This window comes from Helicobacter sp. MIT 05-5294 (assembly GCF_000765675.1).
Lineage (GTDB): Bacteria > Campylobacterota > Campylobacteria > Campylobacterales > Helicobacteraceae > Helicobacter_D.
Genome location: NZ_JRPA02000027.1, coordinates 1 through 10,853 on the forward strand (window position 1 = coordinate 1; position 10,853 = coordinate 10,853).

Below are 10,853 nucleotides of genomic sequence, written 5' to 3' on the forward strand. Positions count from 1 at the left end.
TTTATGAGATTACAGAAAGTGGAATCGCTAAAGGAATCCAAAATGCTATCCCTTTTTTACAAAGCAATGTAAAAGAATTTGAATCGTGGAAAGCAAGAGCAGTAGGAGATAAACTTGTAGGGTTCATTCTAAGCCCGAAATACGCAAATATTTTCAAAGAAAGCATTAGTATAGGAAGAGTGCAAACGCCCGTGTTAGCCTATATTGTAAAGAGACAAAAAGAAATTGAAGCACACAATGCTTTGCCTCTAAAAGAAAGATTGGATTTCAAAATCAAAGCTTTTAGCAAAAAAGACGATATAGAGTTTAGCCTCATTAATAATAATCTCTATAATGATAAAAACGAGGCTTTAGAACTAATAGAAAAACTCCCAAAAGTTGCCAAATGTTATTCTGTCGAAACCAAAGAGAGCAAAAGTAGCCCTAAAGCTCCACTTAGAACCTCACAGCTTCAAGAGGTTGCTTCTAAGAGTTTGGGAATCTCCACAAGTAAAGTTATGGAATGCGCCCAAGTCTTGTTTGAAAAAGGATTAATCACCTATCACCGCACTGATTCTAATGCAATCTCTAAGGAATTTTTAGATGAATTGCATGGGCATTTAGAAAATGAAGAATGGTATCAAAGAAGAGAATATAAGGCAGGAGAGCAAAGCCAAGCAGAAGCACACGAAGCAATCAGAATCACGCATTACCACCCTTACGAACAGATAGAATCCCTAATCCAAGAAACCAATATCAAGCAAGAACTACAAGAAAACTGCAAATCTCTCTATACACTCATCTATCAAAACACAATTTTATCCCAAGCAAAAGATTGTGTAAATGAAATTACCACTTATGCTTTTAGCATTAATGCAATGCTATTCCACTTCAAAAACTCTAAAACCAAATATAAAGGCTTTAAAGGAGTGTTTGAGAGTAATTTAGATGAGAGAGAAAGTGAAAAAGAGAACAAAGAAGTAGAATCCCTCAATCTTGAATTTAAAAAAGATGAGGAGATTCAAATTTTAAACTTTGAAACACAAGAAGTTAAGAAAAATGCTCCAAGTTCTTATAAAGAAAGCAATTTCATTATGCTATTAGAGAAAAACAAAATAGGCAGACCTAGCACCTATGCGACTTATTTACCAATTCTTTTAGAGAGAGGATATATCACGCTAGAGAAAAAAGGCAAAGAACATATTATTGTGCCTACTCAAAAAGGCATTAAACTCGTTGAAATGTTAAAAGAAAAGGAAAGCTGGATTACTTTAAGTGAATTTACAGCAGAAATGGAAAATGTGCTAGATTTAATAACTAAAGGAGAGTTAGGCTATCTTGATTTCATTAAGCCTTTGCACCAAAAAATGGGGTTTGCCAAAATTAACTCTAGTAAGCCACCAAGCCAAAATCAGATTGAATATTTAGAAAAACTAGCAAAAGAGCAAGAAGTAGAGATTCCAAAAGAGGCTTATGAGGATTTTCAAGTTTGCACCAATTTAATCACAAAACTTAAAAAGGATTCTAAGCCAACACCTCCAAGCGAGAAACAAATCAAGTTTGTAGAATCTCTAGCAGAGAAACACAAATTAGAACTACCAAAAGGATACAAAGAAGATTATAAGATTTGCAGTGAGTTTATCTCCAAGAATGCGAAGAAATAATTAATAACTTTTGCATTAGAGAACGAATCTCTAATGCCAAACTAGCAGTGTCATTTTATCCTGTAACTTGGAATCTTGCTTTTTTATAATATTGAGTTGATAGTAAAAAAACCAAACAATAACACTAAGCACTATAAATAATATCGCAAAAACAAATACCAAAGTAATTTCACCTAAAGTCATCTATAATTTCATCTTTTTTGTATCTTTTAGCTCACGCATAAAAAACATTGTCAAAAAACAAAGTGGGGCAAAAAGCGTTATTATACTTAAGACTCCTGCAACAATATGAATCGTAATTATCAATCCTTTGAATGGTATAATTGTTTGAAAAAATCAAATACATATCAACCAAAATTATACCCAAACACAACAAAAGCACAAGTGCCATAATAAACAAAGCATATTGCAGGTTAGAAAACTTTTCATAACTGACAAACCAATACGAAATAATACCAATAGCCATTAATGAAACACTTCCTATCATTTTTTCTAAATTCCCTAAAATGCGGCTCTAATTTTCTCTCTCTAAGGCTAGGAATATCCATCTTTTACCTTGTCAAATTTTAAAATCGGGAGATTCTGCCCAAACAAAGCTAAAAAATCTTTAAAATATTCCTTGATATTATAACTATTTAACTATAATAAAAAATATATTTATAAATATCTAAAAAAAATTATAAAATATATTTTTAATTTTATTTAAATATTTAATATATTTATTTAAAATATATGTTATAATTATTTTAAATATTTTTATAAAGGCTTTTAAAATGATTATTGCCGTTATTAATGAAAAAGGTGGAAGTGGTAAAACAACTCTTGCAGTGAATCTTGCTTGTAAGCTAAGTGATGAGGGAGATAAAGTCCTATTTATTGATAGCGACCCACAAAGAAGCGGAGAAATTTTTGTAAGCATTCGTGAGCATGAGGGACTGCCTACTGCCTTTACCTATAAGGCTACAACGAATGCACTTAGGCAAACACTTAAAAGCTACCAAACTTCTTTTGAATTTGATAGCATTGTAATTGATACAGGTGGTAGAGATTCAAAGGAAATGCGAGAGGCTTTAAGTATCGCGGATATTGTTCTAATGCCAACCTATCCTAGTCAATATGATTTGAGTGTGCTAAATAATATGCTAAACCTCTATGAAGAATCCCAAAACGAAGATTCTAAATGTTTCATTGTTATTAACAGAGCCTACACTAATACACAGCTGAAGCAAAAACTAGAGGAATTTAAGGAATTGTTGAAACCAAAAGAGAATCGTCATATCAAACTGCTTGAGAGTATTCTATATGATAGAGAAGCATTTAGGGTAGCAACCGCTAATGGATTAGGAATCACGCAATCGCAAAACAGCAAGGCAAAAAAAGAATTTAACAACTTTTTTAAAGAGATTTTAAAAGTATATAATGAGAATTAAAAAATATTTTTAAAATAAAAAAATATTGCATTTAAATTATTTTAATTCTATTTTTAAAAATATATTAAATAATTTAAGAAAATATTTAATATATTTATTATATATTTTAATCATCACTTTAAAAACAAGGAGAATACTATGAGTGTTTTAGGCAAAAAAGAAAACTTCAAAGACATTAAAATAGCCAATAAAGAATTTATTTCTGGCGCAAAAGGAGAAACTAGCACAGAAAAAAAACGCGGAAGAACCAAGATGACCAGCAACAAAAGAGATAAAATTTACGCATTCCATTGCACTCAAAAAGAATTAGATGAGCTAAAAGCAAGGGCGGAAGCAAGATACCTCTCACTTTCAGAATACTTCAGAGTAAAACTTTTTAGCGAATAGATTTAGAGATCCATCTCTCTTGCTCTTAATTCTTGTGCATTGATTCTGCAACTCCCTCCCTTTTTCTTAATTTAAAACAAAATGTTAAATCCAATAATAAAATCCCCGCAACAAAAACTCACTGCACTTATAAATATTACAAAAGTATTAAATTATTATATATTTTATTAGTATTAATTTAATGATTTACTGCTATAAGAAGTCTTGATTTTATGTTCGCTACGCTCACTCTGCAAGACTTTTAAAAAGGGGAAGAAATTTGCCTAGTTTTGGTTTAATTGCCTCTTAAATTGACTTTGCTTGCTTCTCTTTAAACTCCTATTTATTTGGTATTTTGTGGTTTGAATCTTTTATTCAAAATTTTCTTTTTAGTATTATTAAAAAACTTGACAAATAAATAATTATTTAGTATAATTATATAAACAAAACAAGGAAAGGATTTAAAAATATGGTTTTTCAAATTCTAAATGCAGACAACTGCAAAGAAAAAGACAAATTAGAAGCTTTGCTAATTCGTTATTTATTGGAAGAAAATAGCGAACTTATTAAATATACGGCAGAAGAAGACTTGAAAAAGGATTACAAAAATATGTCCAAAATTGTAAATCTTATTGATTTCTTGATTCAAAAACGCATCAAAGAATCTTTTTCTTTATTTGCTGAACATTTCAGGCTAAAGGGGTGTTAATGTTATATATTTCAAAGTATGGTTATTCTTACAATATTGAAGAGTGGCAAGAAATTAGTGAGGAAAAGTATGAGGAAATGTTTTTAATTATTCCTCCTATCTTTTTAGGAAGTGGTTTCTTTATGGGAGAAGCTTTTGAGGAAGATTTGTATAATTTTTTCATTAAGAGAAACGATAAATATTATAACGCTATTTTCTCCATAAATGATACTTGGGAGAAAATAAAAGATTCTTTAGAATCTTTTATAAAAGCGCAATAGGAGGGATAAATGGGGTATAGAGAGATTAAAGAATGGCAAAAATGTTGCAAACGATATAACGCCCTTTACAAAGAATACAATAAGAGGTTGCGACAGAATCGTAAAAATCCTCAAGAGTTGGATGTTGTTAAGCTCCTTGCTATTCGTAGCGTAGGAGTAGATAATCGCGTTTATTTGGATTATTGCATTGACTATCAGAGGCTTAAAAGTATTAAAGGGAAATTGCAAGACTTCTTGGGTTATTTAAGATTTCTTAAATCCCAAAAAGACCGCTACATAAAAAGCGAAGTCGTTATGATTTTTGCTAACAAAAGTCATTTTGGTGTTTTGAATGCGCAAAATTTTCTTAAAACGCATTTGGGTGTAAAAGTTGCAGATTGTAGAAATTTGCTTAAATAGATAAAGGAGATAAAATGTTAAAAGCTAGAATAGGTAATTTAAAAATCTTGTTAAAAGGTGTTTTCGCAGAGAGCCTTTTAAGGTCTTTCAAAAAAAGGGAAATAAAAGCGAATGGTGTTAATCCTCTTTTGCAAAAAGAATTACAAAAGCCACAATTACAGGTAATCAATCATACGCAATACCCTAGCAATTATTTGCTTTTTTGTGCAGAATCTAAAGGGATAGACACTCAAAGCAAAACTTTAAGTTTTAGTGAGGTAGGGGACAAGAATAAAATCAAAATCGCAAATGAGCAAGAATCTTGCATTATTGATTTTAACGCCGATAAAGTTAAAAAACGCGTTACGAAACAAGCAATCTTTAAGGCTTTCCAATCCCACGCAAAAGAAGCTTTTACAAATAGAGTAAGTGAGGTTTTTAACCTTAATGAATGCGCCTTGCAAATGGTTTTTAACAATGGAAGCTATACGCTTAAAAGCGGGGATTCCACACTCGCAATCATTCCAAATATGAGCGAGTTTTTAGGGATTTTTGGAAGTGTCAAGAAAGTAGCAGGATAAGGGACAAAGTGGGGAGTTGCCCAAGTCCTCTTTGCTTTTCAAGAGGACATTCCCACCTGCCCAAAGATTGGAGTTTATAGGAAAATGGAATCAATAGAAAATGTTAATTACAATGATATGCCCGAATTTGTAGGTGATATTGAAGCAATCCTGCAAAGAGAGGGGGCAGGAAGCGTTAGTGAAGAGTATATTTGGGAAATTGCAAAACAAAACAATTCTATGCCAAATTTTACCGCAATCTTTTTAGAATGCCTTTTTTGGCGATTTGCAGATTTTTTGGAATATAAGGGCTTAAGGTGCAATTTTGAAGTGAATTTTTTGGCTAGTTGGTTTGAAATAGAAAACAAACCTTTTGAAATGGCAAATGATTTTTATCAAGCTTTAGATGAATTAGGAGTTCGCAATGGATAAAAAAGAACAAGCTTTAAAAGAGTTAGTTTTGGATAGTATTCCACAAAATCTTAGAAGCACACTTACAAGGATTACTTTAAGGCAAAATGAGGACAAGCAAATTTGCATAATTGCTTTTGGTTCTTCTCTTGCTTTGAAAGAATGGAAACAAGCGGAATCAACTATTTTAGAAGATATGAGGAATCTCTATAAACAAAGAGGCTTAAAAAATCTTTTAGTTTTTCATCAAGTCATTGCGGAAGTTTTTATTCCCAAAATAGACTTGGAAAAGCCGACTATTATCCCAAGATACAAAGAGCGTTCATCGGGTGCATTTGAAATAAATTGCCAAGACGAAGAGTTAAAGAAGCGTTTTGATTCAATTCAGGCAATTATCAAAGAAAACATTAATAAATCACAACAAGGAGTTTAAAATGAGAATTACAAAAGAAGTAGATGTAGAAATAGAAATATTTCCACACGAGCTTGATTTGGATTTTGAGGATATTCAAGACATTATAAATGGTAATTTGTGCAATAGTGAAAAGGCTAGACTAGGTATTTACCTGTTGCAAAAAGTTAGCGTGGAATATTCCAAAGAGGCGATTAAAAATATCTTGAATGATTTGGGAATTGATGAGGCAAAAGCAATCATCAAGGAACTAGATAGTGAGTTTTTGAGTCTTGAAGAATATAGGGCAAGAGCCTTGAAGATTCAAAAAGATTTAAACCGCAAAAATGGAGGTGCAAAATGAGCATTTATTTTATTAATTCTATGATAAAAGGTAAAAAGTGCGATTATTCCACGCATTACTTTTATATCAAAGGAGATTATATTTATTCCAAAACCACACAAAAAATTGTGGATATTAAATTTTTAGGCAAGGATTAAAAATGAAAGTAAAAGATTTTGATTTTAGGATTTGGGATAATGAATATCATAGATATTTATATGATATTCATAATTCGTTTGAAAATGGCGAAAAAGAAATAACGAAATATTTTGTTGGACTAGATGGAATTATTGGCGGTTACGATGGCGAGGGAAATTGTTTTGACATAGACAATCAAGAATCTTTAGAGATTGAGCTTTACACAGGAATTAAAGATTTTAAAGGAAATGGAATCTATGAGGGCGATATTGTAGCCTTAACGAACCCCTATTCTAGAATGAATGGTGTTGTTAAAATTCATAAAGAGGGAACTTTTTACTTAGATGATAAAGGGTATTATCAGGGTAGTTTAGCGAATCTTGCAGAAGAATACAATATAAAGATTGTTGGCAATATACACAGCAAATGAGGAAGAGTAGAAATGAAATATCAAAGATTAAGGAGATAAAATGAGCAAAACAGACCGAACCTATTTAAGAATCCCTGATAAAAATGGGGATTTCACAATTATTGTAAAGAGATTCTATTATGAGGGTGATGAATCTAGCTGGAGTGGAACTTACTATTTTCAACCTTTCTTTAGAGTTAATGGAGAGGGAAACAGAATTATTAGAAAAGATTGTCTTTGGGAATATCACGATGTGGTTGGACTAGATAGTAAAGGATTTATGCTTTCAAACGAAGAAGAATTTAAAGAATATTGTAGAAAGAAATTTCAAGACTTTAGAGACACATTGTGCATTAATCCTTTTAGCAAGGACAAAGAACCTAAATATACAGACGATGTAATTTGTAGTTTAGAGATGAATTGGTAAAAGGAGAAAAACTATGACTTTGTCGGTTAATCAAGCAAAAGAGATTGTTAAAATTTTAAAATCAAATAATAACAATCTTTCCAAGACAGCAAGAGACTTAAAAATATCAAGAAATAAAGTGTATTTTGCTATTGAATTGGCATCTGAAGCTAAGTTAATGGAATCTTGGATTAAATGTGCGCAAAAATAAAGATGTAAATACAAAAAGGAGTTAGCAAAAACTTCCTAAATGAATACTAACGAAGAAATTTTAAGTATTTAAAAAGTGTTTTTATATATAATCCATTCGGCTTTTAGTGTGTTTAAGTTGCTAGACTTTCTTTAGTGTAGGAGAGGAGGTGCTTAAATGATTGATAAAGTTTTAAATCTTATCATTTCTATTTTGCAACTCATTAGAGAAATCCTAAGACTTCTCTAATAAATTCTTTTACAACGAAATAATAAGCCTAACCGCCTTAGCATAAACTTAAACACACTATCAAAATTTGCACTAAAGAAAGGGCGGTTCTTGGTGCGAAAAATAAATAATATCTCTCCTTGCGTTTTTCTTCAAACAAAAGGGGGAACAATTTCATTTCTGCACATTTTTTAGAATCAAGCAGTCTTTTAGACAGAATTTATAGCACAAAGGAGTTTCCAAAATGAAGTTAAAATTTATACACCTTTTTAAGGATAAAAAGTTAAAATTAGGCACAAGAAAGGAAAGCAAATGAATGCATAAACTATCAATCACAATACAAAATTTAGAATCAAATAGAATTCTCTCTCCAATGCTTTTGGCTTTTTTGAAACAAAAAATCAAAGAATTGGGATAAGAGAAAAACAAACAAATTATTATGGAATCTATACAAGTAGTTGCCGATGAAATCTCTACCAAGCAAACCATTAACGCAAAGGCTATCAAAGATCAAAGATGAGTTAGAAGAAAAGCTAAAAGGCGAACTTGCAACAAAAGATTTTGTCAGAGCAGAGATTAACCAAGTAAGGACAGAACTAGCAGAAGTCAAGCAAGAGCTAAAAGTAGAGATTGCAGAAGTCAGAAAGGAAGTTGCGGAATCTAGCAAAAAACAAATGTGGCTTATTATCTCCACAGGAGTAGGTTCAGCAATCACAATTATTGGAGCAAATTATGCTCTCCTTAAATTTCTAATAGATACTTTCTTTGCTGCACTTAATGTAAAATAAAATACACTTGCAAAAACTAAGGGGGGATTTTAAAAGTCTCCTACTCTTCATATTCAATTATTTTACAATCTAACAAAAAACAATATCCTCATAAAATTATCTAAAACTAAAACGCTCTATAATAGACAAAAAATAAAAACTAATGAGAAGATACTACTAATACAATTAAAATTGATTCTATCTAGCAAAGAATTGATTCTATGGCATATTTTATTTTATATTTATTCCTTGAATCTAAAAATAAAATAAATCAAATCTCAAATCATCGTCAATCAATCACAAAACAGAGAATCATCAAAGAATAGCAATAAACCAATCCCCAAAGAACTTTTGAAACTATTCTTGAATAAAAAGAAGCATTAAAACTTTTTTGATTTCTTTTGTTTAATTACAACAAAGATTTTTTCTAGTGCAATATTAAACTCTAATATGATATTAACTTTAGTGAAATAGGTATAAGGGAGATTATCATCTCCCTTTACTCTCATTTAACTATATAAGAGTGGGGTAAAAATAATTTTGAGAAAAACCAATAATGAGAATGAAAAAAATCATAGTTTGATTCATTGGTATAGTATCTATAAGAAAATGAGAATGAAAAAATTTTAGAGAAAAGCAGAGGGGTATTTTTGCGGAAATTGAAAATTTATATCTTTATTTTATAACTATTTTTAGGAATTTAATGAGAGCGAAAGCAGAGGGGTATTTTTGCGGAAATTCTTTTAAAAAAATCTCTTTATTCTAATTAATATTAAATTAATATTAAATAATAGTATTCAATGGGGAATATAAGCAAAAAGATTCAAAACCATTTCAAATTTGTATATTTTTTACTCAATTTATGGCAAATTAATTCATTTATAATAATTATTATTGATTTTCTATTTAGCTATTCTTACACAGAATTGCAAGAACTATTTTGAAAAAATATTTAAAATGCGGTTAAGAATCTTCAGGGATTGTCTCTTTTATTGGGTATTCATAGTTTTTTAATTTGTTGGTTTAAAATTATTTTAAGTAAATTTTATACCTTAGAATATCCCATTTTACACAATTCTTTTTAAAAAATGTTCCGCAAAAATACCCCTGTGCTAAACAATTATTACAAGGAATACTATAAATGATAATTTATAATTATTTTAAGGTATTATTTTCTATAATGTCTTGAATAACTTTATCAACAAGGATTCAATTATGAAAGAGTTGAACAGAGATGATTTTTTAAGGCTTTTGCGAGAAGCTGGGTTTAAAAATAAAAAAGAATTTGCACACTTTATCAATACTCCATATCAATCTGTAAATAATTGGGGTTGTGGAAATAGAATCCCACCTTATCTTAGTGCTTTAATGGACGCTTTAATTGATTCCAAAAAATACAAAGAATTAGTTCAAGGCAATAATATTATTGCTGAAAATGAATCATTAAAACAAGAAATTTCCATACTTCAAGAAAAAATCAAAGAGCTAGAATCAGAAAGAGATGTTGAAAAACGCAATTTAGAAACATTAACAAAATCTTTTAAAATAATTAAAGAGTATCAAGAAATGATTTAATTTTAAAAAGTATTGTGATGCTTTTGTGTGATTCTAATAGTTATAGAATATAATGGCGGTTTCATTGCTATATTCAGTTTGAAAATTGTAATTTTCAATACAGAAATAAATTTTCAAAATTAAATTGCTTTTTGAATCTTTTAGAAAATTTAAGAGTATATTTCATTTTAATCATCGCTTTCTAAATACGCTATTGCCTCATCATATTCCCTAATCGCCTCATCAAGCAAAAGAATGCTTTTGTTTTATTTGAGTTTGAACTTCAAATCAGGCAAAGATTCAAAACCGCTTTAATAGTCTTTAGCAGATTATCATCGGCAATTTCCCCCCCAAATTTTTTTCAAAAATATCAAATTTTTGCAATTTTTTCAAAATTTTTCTACAAATACTCTAATCTTTTTCAAAATTAATCCGATATAATCACATAGCTAAACCGCAAAAGGTTAGCTAAAAGTTCTTTATCTCTTAAATGTTGCTTAGAAGTTTGGCGCGAAGTTGAATCCTGCGCGAGAGATTTCACAAAATCTCCGACGATTTGATGATTTTAGGTTTGAAAATTACAATTTTCAAACCTAAATCTAAAATCTCAATTTAACTTAACTTCAAACTTCTATTTTAACCTGCAAGTGATAAGACTTTTAATCTTAAA

17 protein-coding genes are annotated in these 10,853 nt (G+C 30.0%); 16 read left to right on the top strand and 1 reads right to left on the bottom strand.

The window, feature by feature from the left end; all coding sequences use genetic code 11:
• On the top strand, positions 1–1,643 hold a 1,643-nt coding region (locus LS69_RS09345; RefSeq protein ID WP_138124401.1), incomplete at its 5' end, for a DNA topoisomerase.
• 214 nt (positions 1,644–1,857) lie between these two features.
• Here LS69_RS09345 and LS69_RS09350 read toward each other — a convergent pair.
• Positions 1,858–2,109 (bottom strand): hypothetical protein, encoded by a 252-nt coding sequence (locus tag LS69_RS09350; protein ID WP_138124404.1) that lies wholly within the window; start codon positions 2,107–2,109, stop codon positions 1,858–1,860.
• A 307-nt stretch (positions 2,110–2,416) separates the two neighbouring features.
• On the opposite strand from LS69_RS09350, the gene LS69_RS09355 reads away from it, so the two are divergent.
• From LS69_RS09355 to LS69_RS09415, 15 genes are all read left to right on the top strand, one after another.
• Entirely contained in the window at positions 2,417–3,073 is a 657-nt protein-coding gene (locus tag LS69_RS09355) for an AAA family ATPase (RefSeq protein WP_138124407.1), read from the top strand.
• Between the two features lie 138 nt (positions 3,074–3,211).
• Positions 3,212–3,460, top strand: coding sequence for a hypothetical protein (locus LS69_RS09360; protein WP_138124410.1), 249 nt, complete (start codon positions 3,212–3,214; stop codon positions 3,458–3,460).
• A gap of 448 nt (positions 3,461–3,908) precedes the next feature.
• Positions 3,909–4,148: a hypothetical protein gene (locus LS69_RS09365; RefSeq protein ID WP_138124413.1), complete on the top strand. Its 240-nt coding sequence runs from the start codon at positions 3,909–3,911 to the stop codon at positions 4,146–4,148.
• On the top strand, positions 4,148–4,408 hold the full coding sequence (locus tag LS69_RS09370; protein ID WP_138124416.1) for a DUF1419 domain-containing protein: 261 nt from the start codon (positions 4,148–4,150) through the stop codon (positions 4,406–4,408). Before LS69_RS09365 ends, LS69_RS09370 begins: the two co-directional genes overlap by 1 nt.
• A gap of 9 nt (positions 4,409–4,417) precedes the next feature.
• Entirely contained in the window at positions 4,418–4,807 is a 390-nt protein-coding gene (locus LS69_RS09375) for a hypothetical protein (RefSeq protein ID WP_138124419.1), read from the top strand.
• A gap of 14 nt (positions 4,808–4,821) precedes the next feature.
• Positions 4,822–5,367 carry a hypothetical protein gene (locus LS69_RS09380; protein WP_138124422.1) on the top strand — a complete coding sequence of 182 codons (546 nt, stop codon included), beginning with the start codon at positions 4,822–4,824 and terminating at the stop codon, positions 5,365–5,367.
• A gap of 84 nt (positions 5,368–5,451) precedes the next feature.
• Positions 5,452–5,778: a hypothetical protein gene (locus LS69_RS09385; protein ID WP_138124425.1), complete on the top strand. Its 327-nt coding sequence runs from the start codon at positions 5,452–5,454 to the stop codon at positions 5,776–5,778.
• Positions 5,771–6,190, top strand: a complete 420-nt coding sequence (locus tag LS69_RS09390) for a hypothetical protein (RefSeq protein WP_138124428.1) — start codon at positions 5,771–5,773, stop codon at positions 6,188–6,190. The genes LS69_RS09385 and LS69_RS09390 overlap by 8 nt, the downstream gene beginning before the upstream one ends.
• A 1-nt stretch (position 6,191) precedes the next feature.
• Positions 6,192–6,512 carry a hypothetical protein gene (locus LS69_RS09395; protein WP_138124431.1) on the top strand — a complete coding sequence of 107 codons (321 nt, stop codon included), beginning with the start codon at positions 6,192–6,194 and terminating at the stop codon, positions 6,510–6,512.
• Positions 6,509–6,649: a hypothetical protein gene (locus LS69_RS10565; RefSeq protein ID WP_194145480.1), complete on the top strand. Its 141-nt coding sequence runs from the start codon at positions 6,509–6,511 to the stop codon at positions 6,647–6,649. The genes LS69_RS09395 and LS69_RS10565 overlap by 4 nt, the downstream gene beginning before the upstream one ends.
• A 2-nt stretch (positions 6,650–6,651) precedes the next feature.
• Positions 6,652–7,059 (top strand): YopX family protein, encoded by a 408-nt coding sequence (locus LS69_RS09400; protein ID WP_138124434.1) that lies wholly within the window; start codon positions 6,652–6,654, stop codon positions 7,057–7,059.
• 40 nt (positions 7,060–7,099) lie between these two features.
• Positions 7,100–7,465, top strand: coding sequence for a hypothetical protein (locus LS69_RS09405; RefSeq protein WP_138124437.1), 366 nt, complete (start codon positions 7,100–7,102; stop codon positions 7,463–7,465).
• Positions 7,466–7,478: 13 nt separating this feature from the next.
• Positions 7,479–7,655, top strand: coding sequence for a hypothetical protein (locus LS69_RS10570; protein ID WP_194145481.1), 177 nt, complete (start codon positions 7,479–7,481; stop codon positions 7,653–7,655).
• A gap of 671 nt (positions 7,656–8,326) precedes the next feature.
• A complete protein-coding gene (locus LS69_RS09410; protein ID WP_138124440.1) occupies positions 8,327–8,650 on the top strand; it encodes a hypothetical protein in 324 nt (107 codons plus the stop codon).
• A gap of 1,194 nt (positions 8,651–9,844) precedes the next feature.
• The gene (locus tag LS69_RS09415) at positions 9,845–10,204 is read left to right on the top strand and encodes a hypothetical protein (protein WP_138124443.1); all 360 of its coding nucleotides are present in this window, start codon (positions 9,845–9,847) and stop codon (positions 10,202–10,204) included.
• Positions 10,205–10,853 lie beyond the last annotated feature (649 nt).

Coding starts and splice junctions, on each gene's coding strand:
- LS69_RS09350 (WP_138124404.1), bottom strand. CDS start 2,109: ATGGCTATTGGTATTATTTCGTATTGGTTTGTCAGTTATGAAAAGTTT.
- LS69_RS09355 (WP_138124407.1), top strand. CDS start 2,417: ATGATTATTGCCGTTATTAATGAAAAAGGTGGAAGTGGTAAAACAACT.
- LS69_RS09360 (WP_138124410.1), top strand. CDS start 3,212: ATGAGTGTTTTAGGCAAAAAAGAAAACTTCAAAGACATTAAAATAGCC.
- LS69_RS09365 (WP_138124413.1), top strand. CDS start 3,909: ATGGTTTTTCAAATTCTAAATGCAGACAACTGCAAAGAAAAAGACAAA.
- LS69_RS09370 (WP_138124416.1), top strand. CDS start 4,148: ATGTTATATATTTCAAAGTATGGTTATTCTTACAATATTGAAGAGTGG.
- LS69_RS09375 (WP_138124419.1), top strand. CDS start 4,418: ATGGGGTATAGAGAGATTAAAGAATGGCAAAAATGTTGCAAACGATAT.
- LS69_RS09380 (WP_138124422.1), top strand. CDS start 4,822: ATGTTAAAAGCTAGAATAGGTAATTTAAAAATCTTGTTAAAAGGTGTT.
- LS69_RS09385 (WP_138124425.1), top strand. CDS start 5,452: ATGGAATCAATAGAAAATGTTAATTACAATGATATGCCCGAATTTGTA.
- LS69_RS09390 (WP_138124428.1), top strand. CDS start 5,771: ATGGATAAAAAAGAACAAGCTTTAAAAGAGTTAGTTTTGGATAGTATT.
- LS69_RS09395 (WP_138124431.1), top strand. CDS start 6,192: ATGAGAATTACAAAAGAAGTAGATGTAGAAATAGAAATATTTCCACAC.
- LS69_RS10565 (WP_194145480.1), top strand. CDS start 6,509: ATGAGCATTTATTTTATTAATTCTATGATAAAAGGTAAAAAGTGCGAT.
- LS69_RS09400 (WP_138124434.1), top strand. CDS start 6,652: ATGAAAGTAAAAGATTTTGATTTTAGGATTTGGGATAATGAATATCAT.
- LS69_RS09405 (WP_138124437.1), top strand. CDS start 7,100: ATGAGCAAAACAGACCGAACCTATTTAAGAATCCCTGATAAAAATGGG.
- LS69_RS10570 (WP_194145481.1), top strand. CDS start 7,479: ATGACTTTGTCGGTTAATCAAGCAAAAGAGATTGTTAAAATTTTAAAA.
- LS69_RS09410 (WP_138124440.1), top strand. CDS start 8,327: ATGAAATCTCTACCAAGCAAACCATTAACGCAAAGGCTATCAAAGATC.
- LS69_RS09415 (WP_138124443.1), top strand. CDS start 9,845: ATGAAAGAGTTGAACAGAGATGATTTTTTAAGGCTTTTGCGAGAAGCT.